At 53.3% G+C, this 16875-nt stretch carries 12 protein-coding genes and 1 pseudogene; 5 read left to right on the top strand and 8 right to left on the bottom strand.

Going from position 1 to position 16875, the window contains the following annotated elements:
* Window positions 1–553 precede the first annotated feature (553 nt).
* From I6L40_RS09240 to I6L40_RS09215, 6 genes and pseudogenes are all read right to left on the bottom strand, one after another.
* Window positions 554–1705, bottom strand: a complete 1152-nt coding sequence (locus tag I6L40_RS09240) for an O-antigen ligase (RefSeq protein WP_071911876.1) — start codon at window positions 1703–1705, stop codon at window positions 554–556.
* Entirely contained in the window at window positions 1706–2956 is a 1251-nt protein-coding gene (locus tag I6L40_RS09235) for a flippase (protein WP_071911878.1), read from the bottom strand. It lies immediately after the preceding gene.
* 624 nt (window positions 2957–3580) lie between these two features.
* Window positions 3581–4159 (bottom strand): annotated as a pseudogene (locus I6L40_RS09230) (IS5 family transposase); the annotation flags it as partial.
* Window positions 4160–4212: 53 nt separating this feature from the next.
* Window positions 4213–5130 (bottom strand): IS5 family transposase, encoded by a 918-nt coding sequence (locus I6L40_RS09225; RefSeq protein WP_216995325.1) that lies wholly within the window; start codon window positions 5128–5130, stop codon window positions 4213–4215.
* Between the two features lie 553 nt (window positions 5131–5683).
* Window positions 5684–8833 carry an efflux RND transporter permease subunit gene (locus I6L40_RS09220; RefSeq protein ID WP_071911884.1) on the bottom strand — a complete coding sequence of 1050 codons (3150 nt, stop codon included), beginning with the start codon at window positions 8831–8833 and terminating at the stop codon, window positions 5684–5686.
* A 17-nt stretch (window positions 8834–8850) separates the two neighbouring features.
* Window positions 8851–10029, bottom strand: a complete 1179-nt coding sequence (locus tag I6L40_RS09215; protein WP_071911886.1) for an efflux RND transporter periplasmic adaptor subunit — start codon at window positions 10027–10029, stop codon at window positions 8851–8853.
* Between the two features lie 143 nt (window positions 10030–10172).
* Between I6L40_RS09215 and I6L40_RS09210 the strand changes: the two genes are divergently transcribed.
* The 4 genes from I6L40_RS09210 (at window position 10173) to I6L40_RS09195 (ending at window position 13406) form a co-directional block, all read left to right on the top strand.
* A complete protein-coding gene (locus I6L40_RS09210) occupies window positions 10173–10811 on the top strand; it encodes a TetR family transcriptional regulator (protein WP_071911888.1) in 639 nt (212 codons plus the stop codon).
* A 100-nt stretch (window positions 10812–10911) separates the two neighbouring features.
* Window positions 10912–11433: a hypothetical protein gene (locus I6L40_RS09205; protein WP_143241735.1), complete on the top strand. Its 522-nt coding sequence runs from the start codon at window positions 10912–10914 to the stop codon at window positions 11431–11433.
* A gap of 286 nt (window positions 11434–11719) precedes the next feature.
* Window positions 11720–12901: a dicarboxylate/amino acid:cation symporter gene (locus I6L40_RS09200; protein ID WP_041208319.1), complete on the top strand. Its 1182-nt coding sequence runs from the start codon at window positions 11720–11722 to the stop codon at window positions 12899–12901.
* Between the two features lie 319 nt (window positions 12902–13220).
* Entirely contained in the window at window positions 13221–13406 is a 186-nt protein-coding gene (locus I6L40_RS09195; RefSeq protein ID WP_071911890.1) for a hypothetical protein, read from the top strand.
* 150 nt (window positions 13407–13556) lie between these two features.
* On the opposite strand, the gene I6L40_RS09190 is transcribed toward I6L40_RS09195, so the two are convergent.
* The gene (locus I6L40_RS09190; RefSeq protein ID WP_216995324.1) at window positions 13557–14678 is read right to left on the bottom strand and encodes an HD domain-containing phosphohydrolase; all 1122 of its coding nucleotides are present in this window, start codon (window positions 14676–14678) and stop codon (window positions 13557–13559) included.
* Window positions 14679–15477: 799 nt separating this feature from the next.
* Window positions 15478–15717 (bottom strand): hypothetical protein, encoded by a 240-nt coding sequence (locus tag I6L40_RS09185; RefSeq protein ID WP_042024897.1) that lies wholly within the window; start codon window positions 15715–15717, stop codon window positions 15478–15480.
* 110 nt (window positions 15718–15827) lie between these two features.
* Between I6L40_RS09185 and I6L40_RS09180 the strand changes: the two genes are divergently transcribed.
* The gene (locus I6L40_RS09180) at window positions 15828–16055 is read left to right on the top strand and encodes a helix-turn-helix domain-containing protein (protein ID WP_080768707.1); all 228 of its coding nucleotides are present in this window, start codon (window positions 15828–15830) and stop codon (window positions 16053–16055) included.
* Window positions 16056–16875 lie beyond the last annotated feature (820 nt).

The raw sequence follows: 16875 nt of genomic DNA, 5'->3' as shown, positions 1-16875 counted from the left end.
ACAAGCCTCGCGCCCCATAAAGACTTGCAGAAAATCGAATTCAACTCCGAAAGGCGTAACCGTTCGCCGGCATGGGCTTGACGCATACACCCCGGCAGGGATGGGGTAATCAGTTTTCTCGATATAGACACAAACAATGTCTCACAGCCACTCCTAAGGATAGCATCCGGTCGTTTGGCCACCTCCACCAACTACAGTGTATTCGCTGATGAAACAGCTTCCCACGATGTGAGCACATGCCGTAGCTTCCTTTGCGCCACAGCACATAAGTCACGCTCGTTCCGCCTCATTAATGTTTGAGCGGATATCGTCATCTGCCCCTCCCTAGCACCCTAGACACCTCACAGCCTTAAAATGATACAACCATTGGAGGTGTGATGAGTGGTCCCCGCCATTCCGAAACGTTCAAAATTCAAGTAGCAAAGCAAGTCACCAAACGAGTGTGCCCTGTGCCTGAAGCGGCAAAGGCGCATATCATATCCAACCATAGCTTCTATATCTGGCTAAACTCAAGCAGTATGATACATAGTAGAAGCAGTACTATTCTGAGTAGTTATTGAACATAAACCACGTCTGGATAAAACGTTTTTTTCCGCTCTCGCTCACGGATAATTAAATAACCTAACACCAACAAGACCTCAAATGAACCCGAACCAATCAATGGTTCAAATAGAGAGAATAAAAAAATAGAGATGAGCATCGACTTCAGCCTAATGCTGGTCAAGAAGGAGTAATTTCCTTTACTAGCCTTTTCCCATATTTTATAGAAAAAATAAAGGTAAAACACGCAACCTAAAAAACCATAATTCAATAAAATTTGCAATATAGAGTTATGAGTGCCCCATACATCCTCTATGCCATGTGTACTTTCTACATAGGTTCTAAATGAATTAGGTCCTATTCCAAGAGCGAGGTTGTCACTGTATAATTCGATTGAAAAAAGCCATAAATCAAACCGATTAAAAACAGATCTGAAGTCAAACGATTTAAAAAAATCAATGTGTGATATTATAATAAAAATAAAAACTAATGACACTAAACAGAACACGATAAAAATAAAGTATTTTACGGTCATGCTAGCTTTGTGATTAATATAGTATAGTGCCATTATGAGATACATTACTAACATAATCAATGCACCTCCACGCGACATTGTGGCAAACACAGCCATGGAGATAAACACGAATACAAAAACATTTCTCTTTATTAAACCTAATGAGAAAATCAAAAAAGCTGCCAAAAAATTGGAACGACCAAGCCAAGTTTCAATAAATAATTTCTTTTCATAATAATCACCATCACTAAGTTGCGCATGAATAAAATCAATATATATTTGAATAGATAATAGCATTACACCTACTGTTAAATATTTCAATGCAACTTCTTCATCAAGATTAACTTGAGCGTAAGAAAATAGCATCATAATCATATAAATAACAGGCAGCATTCCAACAAGCCCACGAGAAAATTCAGCTACGGGATTATAAAGAATCGAGGCGAAACCTAATAAGGCTATAAAAGAAAATATCAAACACAATTTATCTACAATGTATTTCTTATTTGCGATAACACCAGAAATTAAAAATGGGGTAGTAATAAAAGAAAGTGGAAGTGAGAATGTACTTCCTCCGACAGGCACCTTTAGCTCCCCTAAAAATATAAGAAGAAATGGGAGGTAAATAATATTTTGGTTCAGAAATTTCATTTAACGAATTTTTCTTTCAAGATAAAAAAGTAAAATAGTATCAATAAAGTTTCTCAAAGACCATGCGACCGCGACCCCTACAGCCCCCCAGCTTTCTGCTGCGATAAATATTAATAAAACATAAATTGGAAATTCTATCAGGTGCAGCTTTGCTGTATATTGTGCATATCCTTGACTTTGGATTAATGTAAATGGCACTTGTGCAACACATGTAAACAACATCCCTACCGAAAGAATTTGAAGTATCTCAAAACTATTATTAGAAAAATCCTCATTTATCCACAAAGTCAATATATCCTTTGAAAAAATAAATATAATAATAGTTAGTGGCAGAACAATAAACACAATGCCTAATATGGATTTATAATAGAGCTGATATTTTTTAGTTTTGTTCTCAATGTTTTCAGCTAATGATGGGAACAAAACTGAGGTTACTGATGTTGGAATAATTGCAAGTTTAGTTAAAAGTTCTTGCGGTGTAACATAGTATGACACCGATGCTGTTGATATCGATGCACCTATCAAAAATCTATCAATGTAACTCATAAGGGGGCTCACAACATTGCTTATTGTCATCCACCCCCCTAGGCGAAGGAGTAGACTTAACTCTGCCATATTAATATTACTAAGATAATAATCAAGTTTTATATACTTATTGGCATATATTATATGAGCAAGCAGGGAAATATAGCGGCCAATAACTAGAATCCAAGCAACACTACTAATATCAGGCCCAAAAAAATAGATAGAAGCTAATGGCCCAACAAAGGTAAATATGCCCATTGGAAGCCTAATAACATTAATTATTTTAAATTTACCTAAAGATTCAAGTATTCCTCTGAAGCAGGCTGTTAAAATGACGGCGGGCATTGCTATTGACATTGCTGACAAAGTTGAAAACAATAAACTCTCTGATACTTTTGTTTCAATTTTATAAAATAAAGGGGCTGATAGAAGAAGAATCACCCCAGCTAAAACTCCAGTTATAGAAAGAAAAGTAATGGTCGTAACGACAAGTGGTGATATTCGATCAGATTGATTACTACCTATATAAAACGACAGCTTCTGTGTTAAAGCCCGACCCAAGCCAAAATCAAATAAACCAAAATAGCTCACAATAGCCCAGATCATGGTCAATATGCCAAACTGATCTACTCCTAACTGTTGAATCAATACAGGAATGGCATAAATAGCAACCAGTAATGGCAACCCTAAACCTAATAGATTATATATACTATTTTTAATTAACAACTTAAACACCTATTTGTATTTTTTAAAATTTGAACACACAGTCTTCAGTGATACTTAGATTATGGTGCAGAGCGAGAGCATGAGTTGATTTTTGTTGTTTTTCATGACGAGATAGGTGACTAGGCCAATGCTGAACAAATTTGGCATCGCATATTCAGCACCCACCTGTAAAAAATACGAGTAGGGAATGTAATAGCACCTTGGGATGACAGTGGTTAAAGTTTTTTGCTTAACATGCCAGTAACTCATGCTCTCGCCCTGAGTTTTTATCGCACAGACCCCTCGTTCTGCTTGGGCTAATTCATCACGTCCCAGCACCTTTTGAACTGATGAAATAGCGCATCTCGAGTATGGTTTTCTTTATTCAATACGATATGAAACGGCTACACCAATGGTTTTCAGGCTTGACCAATCAGGCGCACTGGCTCGCCAGTGCGCCTGCTGCCAACACATTATATTCTCTTGACTCAATGCAGCCATGATGCTGCGCTCTCTTTGTGAGGTGTCTAGGAAACTGGGGACGATTCAGATCGCCATACACATCTTTGGTGGAGATGTTATGTAAGCGGAAGGTCGCCTTGCGCACCTCGCCCAGCCCGTTCCAGTAGACGCTAGGCTGCGTTCTCAAAATGCTGGTTTTCTGTCCACCAATAGTTCCCGCAAGTAACGACGGCAGAAAGCCTGCTTGATAAAAGCTGCAAAGCTTACCGCCAGCTTTTCATACCTCGTTGAGAATCGGCGTAACTTCTTCAGCCATCTGAAACACCGCTCGACCACATTTCTCCTGCGATAACGAGCTTTGTCTAATACCAGTGCACGCCCCTTATGGTGCCGCGGCTGTTCGCTACGTTGCGGGATGACCGCTTTTATCCTTCTGCGCCGGAGTTCGGCCCGCATAGCCCTGCTGCTATAGGCCTTATCTGCGGTAAGATGCATTGCCCTCATGCGATGACGGCCTGATGAGGTCGGTATCCTTGCCATGGCCAACGCCTTGTCGCATATCTGATTTCCGCTGATTGCCTCGGCGAAAGGCAGATCACAGCGGCAAACCATTACCATCTGTGACCAAGTGAATTTTGCTGCCAAAACCGCCACGTGATCGACCAAGAGCTTGATTTAACTGAGTGTTTTTTTACGCGCTCCAGCAGCATTTTTGGATGCCCTGACATTGGAGCCGGCAATGCTCCACAGGTCGAAGTCGACGTTGTTGCCCAAATCAGACAGCAAGTCATGATTTCCCCAGCTCCTAGTGACCATTACACTCGGGGCTTTCTGACTGGTAGGCCAAGGGTATTCAGTTTGTTGATGGCGCTTACATACGCCATGACTTCTCCCACTTGGCCGTTGTAGTTACGCAGGCTGATTTTCCCCGCCAGCAACTGCTTGAACCGATACATCGCCGTCTCTGCCAGTGAGCGACGGTGATACCCCGATATCTTCTTCCAGTGCGCCAGTCCTTCCTTGTGCATCACCAGCACCGCGTCATTTTTTGCGTGTCCTTTTTTCCATAACCCCGCGCTTTTGCGAGGCGGGATACAGGCTGTTGCCCCTTTGCGCAAGATAAGCTGATGGCTGGCTTTGCTGTCATAGGCGCCATCCGCATAAACATGCCCCAGTTTGCGCCGCACAGGGTTGAGCAAGGTGGGCAATACCTCGGCATCATGGACATTTTCCAGTGAGACTTCCGCCGCCACGATATTGTGGGTCACCGGGTCTACCGCCAGATGCAACTTGCGCCAGACTCGCCGTTTCTCGGCGCCGTGTTTTCTGACCTTCCACTCGCCTTCACCAAACACCTTCAGCCCGGTTGAGTCGATAACCAAGTCGGTGATGCGTCCCTTTGGGGGCTGTCGATAAGCCACAGCCACCGTGCGAGCCCGCTTACTGACACAGCTATAGTCCGGTGCGCACAACGGCACATTCATCAACTCGAACAGGGAGTCAAGTAGTCCCTGAGTGGCCTGCAGAGTGAGGTTAAAAATCCCCTTGAGCATCAGAAAGGTGCAGATGGTCTGGTCAGTGTAGAGCTGGCTGCGGCCCCCGCGCCCATGATGGTCGTGGTGAAACCAGTTGTTCATGGCCTCGACATCAACCCAGAAGGTGAGTGAACCACGGTTAATCAAAGACTTGTTGTATTGGGGCCAATTGGTGATGGGGTGAAGCGACGTGCCCATGATGCAGACTTGAAGGGGATGCTGGTGATCAGATCACCGTGTCCTCAGTTAGTCCCTCAAGCTGTATCGATTTGGGCAACAACGCCACAAAAGCTAAAAACGATGGCTACCGCCCTTGGGTTACAGCCCCCAATTTGCTGCTTTTAACCAGATTTTGTTCGCTGTTGGTCATCGTGTCCTCCAGCATTTTTATGTTTTGATGGTCGATAACAGTGTTACCCGCTCGCATTTTTAGCCAAAAGAGGGGTACCAAACCAAACGACACATAGTCTACCAGCCCGATAAGCGGCAGATTCTATCTCGTTTTCTACAAATCTGCACACCAAAAAGTGCCTTCATCAAGGGTTTTGAATCAAGATTCGATGGAGAACCGACCGCACTTGATGAACTCATCCGAATCACCTTTCAAAATCGAACAGATCACAACCAAGTTACCGTTTTTTGGGCGAAAAAATGGGGCAACCGCTCGTGTTGCCCCATTTTATAGCCAGCTTTAACTGACTCTTTTATCAAATTGTAATCTGTCGCTCAGAACAGATGGACACACTTTTGCTCAGTCACCTTTTGACTCAACCGCTGCAGCCATGCGCGCCTCTTTGCTCTGGTGGCTAGTGAAGTAGCGCATCACCAGCACAAAGAAGAGTGGGACAAAGAATATGGCCAGCACGGTGGCACTGATCATCCCCCCCATCACGCCGGTACCGATGGCGTTACGGCTGCTGGCGCCGGCGCCGGAGCTGATCACCAGCGGCAGCACCCCGAGGATAAAGGCAAGCGAAGTCATCAGGATCGGGCGCAGACGCAGACGCGCCGCCTCCACCACCGACTCACCCAGCCCCATCCCCTTGTCATAGAGCTCTTTGGCAAATTCCACGATCAAAATCGCGTTTTTCGCCGACAACCCTATGGTGGTGAGCAGGCCGACCTGGAAGTAGACATCGTTCTCCAACCCGCGCAGAGTAGCAGCCAAAATGGCCCCCAGAACCCCGAGTGGCACCACCAGCATCACCGAGAACGGAATGCTCCAGCTCTCGTAGAGGGCCGCCAGGCAGAGGAACACCACCAGCAGCGAGATCGCATAGAGCGCTGGCGCCTGCGAGCCCGCCTGCCGCTCCTGGAAGGAGAGCCCGGTCCACTCGATGCCCACCCCTTCCGGCAGCTTCTTCACCATCTGCTCGATGGCGGCCATGGCATCACCAGTACTCTTGCCGGGCGCCGCTTCCCCGACGATCTCCATCGCCGGCACGCCGTTGTAACGCTCAAGACGCGGTGAGCCGAAGCTCCACTCGGTGCTGGCAAACGCGGAGAAGGGCACCATCTGACCGGCGCTGTTGCGCACATACCAGAGCTTCAGATCTTCCGGGTTCATCCGGAAGGGAGCATCCGCCTGCATATAGACCTTCTTGATCCGGCCACGGTCGATGAAGTCATTGACGTAGGCAGAACCCCAAGCGCTTGCCAGCGTGTTGTTGATCTCCGCAATTGAGAGCCCCTGCGCCAGCGCCTTCTCGTAGTCGATCTTGATATCGAGCTGCGGCGTATCTTCCATCCCGTTCGGGCGCACCCGCACCAGAGTGGGATCCTGCGCCGCCATGCCGAGCAGCTGGTTGCGCGCCGCCATCAGCTTCTCGTGGCCGATACCGCCGCGATCCTGCAGGAAGAAGTCAAAACCGGTCGCCGTCCCCAGCTCCGGGATGGGAGGCAGGTTAAAGGCGAAGACTTGCGCCTCCTTGATGCTGAACAGATAGCCCATGGCGCGGCCGATGATGGCATTGGCGCTGCGATCCGGGCTCTTGCGCTCGCTCCAGTCCTTGAGTTTGATAAAGGCCATACCGCTGTTCTGACCGCTACCGGCGAAGCTGAAGCCCGCCACCGTCAGTACGGAGTCGACGTTATCCTTCTCGTTTTTCAGGAAGTAGTCGCGCATATCCGCCAGAACCACCTCGGTGCGCTGCTTGGTCGCGCCCACCGGCAGTTGCACCATGGACATAATGACCCCCTGATCCTCCTCCGGCAGGAAGGAGGTAGGCATCCGCATAAAGAGCACCGCCAGCACCGCCAGCATGGCACCGTAGATGAGGCTGTAGCGCACGCCCTGCTTGATCACCTTGCCCACCCCGCGCTGGTAGCGCTGGGTGCCGGCATCAAAGGCGCGGTTGAACCAGCCAAAGAAGCCGCGCTGGGCACCGAACTCACCGTGTTTCATCGGCTTGAGCAGGGTGGCACAGAGGGCCGGCGTCAGGATCAGCGCCACCAACACCGACAAGGTCATGGCTGAAACGATGGTCAGCGAGAACTGGCGATAGATGGCACCGGTCGATCCGCCAAAGAAGGCCATCGGCACGAATACGGCGGAGAGCACCAGCGCAATCCCCACCAGCGCGCCGGTGATCTGGGTCATCGACTTGCGGGTCGCTTCAAGCGGGGAGAGATCCTCCTCGCTCATCAGGCGCTCCACGTTCTCCACCACCACGATGGCGTCATCCACCAAGAGGCCGATGGCAAGCACCATACCGAACATGGTGAGGGTGTTGATGGAGAAGCCAAATGCCGCCATCACCCCGAAGGTACCGAGCAGCACCACCGGCACCGCGATAGTCGGGATCAGGGTCGCCCGGAAGTTCTGCAGGAACAGATACATAACGCAGAACACCAGGAAGATCGCCTCGATCAGGGTCTGCACCACCTCCTCGATGGAGATCTTCACAAACGGCGTGGTGTCGTAGGGGTAGACGATCTTCATGTTGGCCGGGAAGTACTCCGACAGCTCGTTGAGCTTGGCACGCACCTTCTCGGAGGTATCCAGCGCGTTGGCACCGGTCGCCAGCTTGATAGCCACCGCCGCGGTAGGCTGCCCGTTGTAGAGCGCCTCGGCGTCATAGCTCTCGCCAGCCAGCTCGACCCGGGCCACATCTTTCAGCCGCACCTTGGCGCCATCCTGAGTCACCCGCAGCAGAATGTCTTTGAACTGCTCGACGGTGGAGAGACGGGTCTGGCCCATGATGGTAGCGGTGAACTGCTGATCGGCCACCGAAGGGGTTCCCCCCAGTTTGCCGAAGGCTACCTGGGCGTTTTGCGCCTTGATCGCCAACTGCACATCACTCGGGGTCATCTGCACCCGGTTGAGCTTGTTGGGGTCGAGCCAGATCCGCATGGAGTACTGGCTGCCGAACAGGGTGATATCCCCTACCCCGTCCAGACGGCTCAGCGGCTCCTTGATGTTGGAGACCACATAATCCGCCAGGTCGTCGTTCTTCATGCTGCCATCGCTGGAGATGAAGGCGGCCACCATCAGGAAGCTGCTGGAGGTCTTCTGCACCCGAATGCCCTGCTGCTGAACTTCTTGCGGCAGCAGCGACATCGCCTGTTGCAGCTTGTTCTGCACCTGCACCTGGGCGATATCGGGATCAGTCCCCGGCTGGAAGGTCAGGGTCACTGACACCCGGCCGGCAGAGTCGGACTGGGAGGACATGTAGAGCAGGTGATCCAGCCCCGTCATGTTCTGTTCGATGATCTGGGTCACCGAGTCCTCTACCGTCTTGGCAGATGCGCCCGGGTAGCTGGCGGAGATGCTCACCGCCGGCGGCGCAATGCTCGGATACTGGGCGACCGGCAGCTTGATGATGGCCAGGCTGCCAGCCAGCATGATCACCAGCGCGATCACCCAGGCAAAAATGGGTCTGTCTATGAAAAATCGAGCCATGAAGCGACTACTCCATCCTACTTGTTGGCCGGGGTGGCGGCAGTTGCCGGCGCCGCAGCCTGTTCAGCCGGATTGACCACGGCCCCCGGACGCACTTTCTGCAAACCGGCCACGATCACCCGCTCGCCGGCATTGAGGCCGGACTCCACCACCCAGCTGGTATCGACGATGCGACCCAGCTGAACGTTGCGCAGATCCACCTTGTTGTCAGCGGTCACCACCAGCACGGTAGCGCCGCCGTTAGGGGTGCGGGTTACCGCGGTTTGCGGCACCAGCAGCCCTTTGGCCCGCTCGCCCTCTTGCAGGGTGGCGCGCATGAACATGCCGGGCAACAGCAAGTGGGTGGGGTTGGGGACAATCACCCGCAGGGCCACCATGCCGGTGGTCTCATCTACGGTAACGTCAGAGAACTGCAGCGAGCCCTCTTCGCCATAGGTAGTGCCATCTTCCAACTGGAAGCTCACCTTGGCCCCTTTATGTTCGTCTTGCACCACCTTGCCCTCGGCCACCAGCCGCTTGAGACGCAGCAGATCGGCGGTGGACTGGCGCACATCGACATACATGGGGTCGAGCTGCTGGATGACGGCGAGGCTGTCAGCCTGCTGGGCCGTCACCAGTGCCCCTTCGGTCACCGCCGAGGTACCGATGCGGCCGCTGATGGGGGCCGTGATGCGGGTGTAACCGAGGTTGATCTCGGCGGTGCGCAGGGCCGCCTTGCTCGCCATGATCTCCGCCTGCGCCTGCTTCCAGCTGGCGTCGGCATCGTCATAGTCCTGGCGGCTGATAGAGTTGACCTTGAGCAGCTCCTGATAGCGCTTGGCCTTGAGGCGGGCGCTCTGCTCGTTGGCCTGCGCCTTGGCCAGATTGGCCTTGGCACTGGCGACGGCAGCCTGATAGACAGCCGGATCGATCTGATAGAGCAGATCGCCAGCCTTCACATCGCTCCCTTCGGTAAAGAGGCGCTTGAGGATGATGCCCCCCACCTGCGGGCGCACTTCGGCCACCCGCAACGGGGCGCTGCGACCGGTCAGCTCGCTGGTCAACTTGAGCGGAGCACTCTGCAGGGTCACCACGTCAACCGCAACGGGAGGCATGCCCCCCTGTCCCTGCGGCGCGCCCTTGTCGCCACAACCTGCCAGCAAGCCTGTTGCCAGCAGGGCAAGACCTACCGAACGAGCAAGAATATGTTTATGCATGAAACACCTGAGCCTTTGCCAGTCAATGAACAATCAGGGCCACGTGGGCCCTGTTGGTAAAAATCGGAAAGATGAGGCAATATACATACATTCATAAATGTATGTAAGTGACTTTTTTTGCTGATTAAGGGGCGCAGAAGCAGATGGCCAGACGGACCAAAGAGGAGGCACAGCAGACCCGCTGCACCATCATGAAGACGGCGCTGGATCTCTTCTGCAGCCAGGGGCTGGCCAAGACCAGCCTGACCGACATTGCCAGAGCCGCTGACCTGACGCGCGGGGCCATCTACTGGCACTTCAAAAACAAGGAGGAGCTCTTCTTCTCCCTCTGGGAGGAGCTCTGCCAACCCCTCGCCCATCAGCTCGACGCCTGCGTCAATGAAGAGGAGCCCGACCCCCTCGGCAAGCTGCGCGACTTCCTCAAAGAGGTGCTGACCCGCATCACCCGGGATCAGGCCCACCAGCAGATGTTCACCATCCTCTTCAATCTCGAATCGCTGGAGGGGGAAGCCATCTCCCTGCGCGAACATATCCGCAGCCAGTCCAGCAACTTCTTCCGGGATCTGGAGACCACCCTCACCAACGCCATCCGGCGCGGACAGCTGCCCGCCAATCTGGATCTGCGGCGAGCCTCCACTCTGCTCCACTGTACCCTCGATGGCTACATCATCAACTGGCTCCACTTTCCGGAGCGGATCGATCTGGCCGCCGAGTCGGAGTACCTGCTCGACTGCATGTTCACCATGCTGACCCAACCCCGCAATCCGGCGGTTCATTCCTAGTGTTCACCCTCTGCGCCAACTTGCAGGCCGCTTTGCCAGCGCAGCCCCCGATTTGCTAAGGTAGCGCCCCCTGTAGCCGCCTCGGCCCGAGACCATCGCTGTGACATCCACTGACGCCATCACCCACGATAACGACCATTCCGCCAGCCCGACTCCGGCGCACACCGCCTTTACGGCCCGGCTGGCCGCTGGCGCCCACCTGCTCAACCTTGACTGCGGCGACGGGGTGGATCTCTGCTGGCTGCGGGATGGCGGTTTTCGGGTCACCGCCTGCGAACCCGAGCTGGCGCTGGCCCGCAGCGCATCGCGCCGCTCGGGTCAGGCCGTGCGGGTCTGCCCTATCGCGGGGATGCGCAGCGTGCTCCCCTATGACGGCATCTGGCTCAGTCGCCCTACCAACCTTGCCGGGCAGCAAGCAACTGACACCCTGCGCCATCTCGCCACCCTGCTCAAACCGGGTGCGCTACTGGCGTTGCCGGTGGCAACCGATCTCGCGGCCACCATGGCGCAACTGGCCGAGCAACTCACAGAGGATGAGATCCCGCTGGCGATCTGCGCGGAGCAGCCTGCCCAATCCGCGGCGGCGTCGAGTTATCTGCTGCTGACCCGCACGACCGCTTGATTGGCGGCGCCGGTTAACCCCTTAACGGCGCTCGCTTTTATCCCGCGCAGGCTCTGACCCCGATGCCCTGTACGCCCTCTGTCAGCCCACCATGTTCGATACACCATGCCGCATCTTGCGCGTTTAAATATGGGCGTTTTCCGGTCGGGAAAAACAGTCATTAACAATATTTAACTCGGCGTTAACCCATTCAAGACAGACATAATGCGGATTCTGTGTTAGAAAGTGTGATTAATATCAAAATTTAATAACAAATCAGACAATACAACCAACACCGGATTTCCTTATGAAACTTGTCCTCAAACTCATTGCTGGCATCCTTGCCGGTCTCTTGCTCGGTCTCTACGCCCCTGAGTGGGTGGCGCGCGTGCTGTTTACGGCCAAGACAGTCATAGGTCAGCTCATTACCTTCACCATTCCGCTCATCATCCTCTTCTTCATCATGAGCGGTATCGCCAGCCTGCCGAAGAACTCCGGCAAGCTGCTGGGCAAAACCGTGGCCCTCTCCTACTGCTCCACCATTCTGGCGGGCCTGTTCGCCTTTACCGTGGCAAGCCACCTGATCCCGCAACTGACCACAGCTGCCGAGCCCACTACCGCCGAGGCGGTCAAGCTCGCCTCCTACGTCAATCTGGAGATCCCGCCGCTGTTTGGCGTGATGTCCGCGCTAGCCGCCGCCTTCGTGTTCGGTATCGGCATCAGCGCCACCCAGGCCACCGATCTGCGTCGGGTCGCCGATCAGGGCCGTGACATCATCGACCGCCTGCTGGCCAAGGTGATCATTCCGCTGCTGCCGTTCTACATCGCCGGTGTCTTTGTCGAGATGACGGTGGAAGGCACCGTATTTGCCACCCTGAAGACCTTTGGCGTGGTGCTGGTGATGGCCATCCTGATGCACTGGGTATGGCTCTCCGTATTGTTCGTCGGTACCGGTCTGGCCCTTGGCCGTTCACCGGCCCAGCTCATCAAGAACATGCTGCCAGCCTACTTCACCGCGCTGGGGACCATGTCGAGCGCCGCCACCATTCCGGTTGCCCTGCAGTCGAGCAAGAACAACGGGGTGAGCGATGGCATCGCCAACTTCACCGTGCCGCTGTGCGCCACCATTCACCTCTGTGGCTCCACCATTACCCTGGTGACCTGCGCCACCGCGGTGATGTTCCTCTCCGAGCATCTGGCCATTCCGGGCATCGACACCATGCTGCCCTTTATCATGATGCTGGGTGTGATCATGATCGCCGCCCCAGGCGCACCGGGTGGTGGCGTGATGTCGGCACTGGGTCTGCTCACCTCCATGCTCGGCTTCGGTGAAGCCTCCATTGCTCTGATGATCGCCCTCTATCTGGCACAGGACAGCTTCGGCACCGCCTGCAACGTCACCGGTGACGGCGTGATTGCCCTCTGGGCCGATCGCTTCGCCAATGGCAGCGAGAGCGCTGCCCCCGTGGCCGAGGCCGAACAGGCGTAAGCTCGCCAGGAAAGCACTCTGCAAAAACCACAGGCCCGAACCTCTGTTCGGGCCTGTGTCGTTTCCCTTTCCACCAATCCCACCAGAGCCAATAAGGCATTCTCGGCGCAAGTCGGCACCCCACACCATCAAATCGGCATCATAGGGCCACCCGCTGCACTCGTCAGATTGTTACTCTAGCGAAACAGTTGCTTAGTCGACTGTTGCACCCACGATAACAATCAAGCGCATCAACCGCCGCAGGGCCATACTTGCTGCCAGCATCACAGCCGCCCGATCACCACGCTGGCGGCCGCCATCACCGCAAGGAGAAGAGATCATGTCCATCTGGTTGTTGAGTCTGCTCGCCTCGTTTGTGCTGATCCTCGCCATGACCACCATCATCTGGTGGCGCCAGTATCGGCTGGCCCAGCAGCGACCGGACAAGCAGATCCGCCCCTGCGGCTGCTCGGGTGCCAGCGCTGACCACCTCGACCAATCAAACGAATTGCCGCGCAAACCATAACGGACTGCGGATGACGAGCCGAAGAACTGCGACCATCCAATCTGACAAATGCAAAGGGGACGCTCGCTGGCGTCCCCTTCTCTTGCTCTGCATCGTTGCCCCTCTTGCTTGTCCCTTATCCCCCCTTGCGCTGGCTTTGCCGCCCCCATCTCACTCAGCCGATTTCGCCTCGTCCGTCTCCGGTGTAGTGGCCGGATCCTGATACTGCTGATAGATGGCATAAAACTCGGCCTTGTTGCGCAGGGCCGCGGCGACACAGGCGGGATCAAACTGGCTGCCGGCATGCTCCTCCAGATAGGCAAAGGCCGTCTCGAACGGCCAGGGCTGCTTGTAGGGGCGCTCGCTGGTCAGGGCATCAAACACATCGGCCACCGCCACGATGCGCGCCGCCAGCGGGATCTCCTCCCCCGCCAGCCCCAGCGGATAGCCGGTGCCGTCAAAGCGCTCGTGATGGCTGGCGATGATGTTGGTCAGCATGTCGGTGTGGTGAATGCCGTCGAGGCCAAACTCGCTGATCATCAGGTTGATCATCTCCTGCCCCTTGCCGGGGTGGCACTTCATGATCTCGAACTCTTCCGGGGTCAGCTTGCCCGGCTTGAGCAGGATGCCGTCCGGCACCGCAATCTTGCCGATGTCGTGCAGCCCGGAGAAGAGATAGAGAAACTCCACCTCCTCATCGCTAAGGCCAGTGACAGGGGCCAGGGTTCTGGCGATCAGCCGGGAGTAGGCCGACATCCGGTGCAGATGGTTGGCGGTCTCCTCATCCCGATAGCGGCTGAACTCCCGCGCCGTGGTCAGCGCCCCGCCAAGGGTCTGAATGGAGAAAAACTCCACCGCAATGATCGCCGAGAGCATCTGGGCGTAGGCCGACAATTCGCTTCGGATCGGCTCGTTGAAATAGTCCGGCTCCATGGCATCGCAAAACAGAAAGCCAAACAGCTTGCTGTTGAACAGCAGCGGCTCGGTATAGCTGGAGGCATAGCCCGCCTCCAGCAGCTTGCGGCTGTGCTCCGATGCCGAGTCACGCAGGGCATCGAGATTGCCGAGCACGCGGGCGTGGTGGTGCTCAGCCAGATAGCGCAGGGAGGGCACATCGCTCAGCTTCACCTCGTACTGCACCAGCGGAGAGTGGCCTTCGGTGCTGTGGGCAAAGGTCTTGAGCTGATCGGTATGAGGGTCGTAGATTGCGATGGCCACCCGGCTCAGCTTGTCAAAACGCTCCCTGAGGGTGGCGTGTACGCTCTGCATCCTTTCGCCAAATGAACTCTCCATGACCTTCTCCACCGGATCTCCGTGGTGGGATTATAGTGACTCCCTCTGTCCCCCTCACCTCTGTTGACAGGAAAATCAACAAAGCGAGATCCCGATAACAACCCCTCGCCGTGGGGTCAATAGCCCCATTAATGGCAGGCCATTGGCGGCGATTCACGCCGTCCAATCCTGCCCACTCGGAGATATTGTTCGGTTCTCCCGGCTCCGCTGTATAGTTTTTGGTTAGCCATTTAGGTAAAATCCGCGCCCTTAAAGAGAAGCCACCTAAGAGTGATTGAGCGATGTCCAACACAAAACAGGCCCCCAAAGTAGGATTCGTCTCCCTGGGTTGACCCAAAGCAACAAGACCAATCCATGGCTAATACTGTCAGTAAGGCTTGTGCTGGCGGGCTCCCATCACTGTACCGGTGCCGGAGTTGCAAGCTGTAGTACTGACATGTTGCTCAACACAGGATCATATATTCCGTTACCTAGGATGTGTTCGTCCGTTCAACCATCAGGATACGCCCGAACTCGCTCAGGCTGTGCTCGACCTCCTCAGCCGCATCGAGCATGGGATCCTGACTGAACGCCTAGGCTAGGATGTTATGTTGGGTTTACCGATATTAAAGAGGTGCTTAATGACGTCCGTCTCTATGGAGACTCATAAGGCGATAAAAACGCTAATTGGCGCCGGTTATAATCCAAAGAAGCTGAGGCTACGTTGGCATTACTTTACGAGGATGAGCTACAAATAAGTCCACCAATACAGCAAACCGCGAGAAAGACCCGAATGCCCTCCATCATGTCAGAGACTTGTTCACTTTCTTAGCTCCTGAGGTATCGGCCATTGCTGCTTAAAATCCATAAATTCGGCAACAAACGAAACCATAATGCTCTTAACAAATTCATCATATACGGATTGATTGATAGTGACATGTACGAATGACTCCACTCTCAAAGAATCTCCTACTGCGGCTAGGAAATCCGCATCTTGAAAGGTTAGTGTCACTGTGCCACTTTTTTGATTCTGGCTCAGAACGATCTGCTGATTGGACATTTTCCACCTCGAAATGATGCTTATATGCAGTGTCATTATATGCGTGTACTCACAGCCGTGTACAGCACGCCGTATAACGTAGACCATAGATCCTCTAGTGAGGAGATAAAATGGATTCTGACGAGTTTGAGCTGGCGATGCTCGCAACTGCATTCGGTAAAAATGTACGAGAGCTGCGGTCTGCACGAGGTATGCAACAGGAAAAACTAGCACTAATTGCTGGTATAGACCGTGGTCATATGGGAAAAATCGAACGTGGGGAAACTAGGGTAACCCTGGAAAAAGTTTATCAGATCGCCAAGGCCCTAGGGGTCTCGCCTGCATCATTGCTGCCATAACCATAGCTGTTGCTCTAACCAAATGGCCTGCCAATAAACTCGAACATGCCAAACACCTAACCTTATAACTGCATACAAACCACCCAAGTCTGGTCTGGTCTGGTCTGGTCTGGTCTGGTACAGTTTCAGCCAGTGCCAGGCGAAACCACATTCGTTGTCATCAGAAGCATCGTCCAGATGGCCAACTAGAAACCGGCAGGTTTCTCAATCCCCTCATTGTTGACCACAACAAAACCATTGAAAACAATAACCCTGAGCTTGGGGGCATTCTGAAAATATCGATGATACTGAGGTTGGTGTACTCAGACTCGACTGCACAGGCATTACACAGCGTATCGAGCGCTGAAATTAATTTAGCTCGACCGGTATGAATCGCTACACCGCATCGTACAGCATCATCCAATCTGCCATCTCAAGCCCTATCCATATCACCAAAAAATGTATTCTGGCTCATAGTTAGCCAGTTCTGAGTGTGCAGCCAAGCTGGGCTGGCTAACATTTCGTTTTAATCATATACACAACCCCGTAGTTCTCATTTCTACTCTGCCACCAGTACAGCGACAAATAACTATGGGGAACGATCCTACCGGCTGAAATAGATAGGACTGCAACGCAGAGCCAAACGGCGTTGGAGCACTCTTGCATCCTAGGTCACATATTTTCATGTCAGATACAATCATAGGTAGAGACATTGTGCAGTCACCTTCGTTTTACCATTTACAACGCGGGCAGACAGCCCACTTTTTGCTTGATATAAAGAGGGTTCAAGCAAGCAGGCGTTGTGATTCTCTATAATCTAAGAGATTTTGTTGTAAAAATA

This window comes from Aeromonas sp. FDAARGOS 1410 (genome assembly GCF_019048745.1).
Classification (GTDB): Bacteria; Pseudomonadota; Gammaproteobacteria; order Enterobacterales; family Aeromonadaceae; genus Aeromonas; species Aeromonas jandaei.
The sequence above is the reverse complement of the archived record's forward strand: the minus strand, read 5'-3'. Positions and strand labels throughout refer to the sequence as shown.

Coding starts and splice junctions, on each gene's coding strand:
- I6L40_RS09240 (WP_071911876.1), bottom strand. CDS start 1,705: ATGAAATTTCTGAACCAAAATATTATTTACCTCCCATTTCTTCTTATA.
- I6L40_RS09225 (WP_216995325.1), bottom strand. CDS start 5,130: ATGGGCACGTCGCTTCACCCCATCACCAATTGGCCCCAATACAACAAG.
- I6L40_RS09220 (WP_071911884.1), bottom strand. CDS start 8,833: ATGGCTCGATTTTTCATAGACAGACCCATTTTTGCCTGGGTGATCGCG.
- I6L40_RS09215 (WP_071911886.1), bottom strand. CDS start 10,029: ATGCATAAACATATTCTTGCTCGTTCGGTAGGTCTTGCCCTGCTGGCA.
- I6L40_RS09210 (WP_071911888.1), top strand. CDS start 10,173: ATGGCCAGACGGACCAAAGAGGAGGCACAGCAGACCCGCTGCACCATC.
- I6L40_RS09200 (WP_041208319.1), top strand. CDS start 11,720: ATGAAACTTGTCCTCAAACTCATTGCTGGCATCCTTGCCGGTCTCTTG.
- I6L40_RS09195 (WP_071911890.1), top strand. CDS start 13,221: ATGTCCATCTGGTTGTTGAGTCTGCTCGCCTCGTTTGTGCTGATCCTC.
- I6L40_RS09190 (WP_216995324.1), bottom strand. CDS start 14,678: ATGGAGAGTTCATTTGGCGAAAGGATGCAGAGCGTACACGCCACCCTC.
- I6L40_RS09185 (WP_042024897.1), bottom strand. CDS start 15,717: ATGTCCAATCAGCAGATCGTTCTGAGCCAGAATCAAAAAAGTGGCACA.
- I6L40_RS09180 (WP_080768707.1), top strand. CDS start 15,828: ATGGATTCTGACGAGTTTGAGCTGGCGATGCTCGCAACTGCATTCGGT.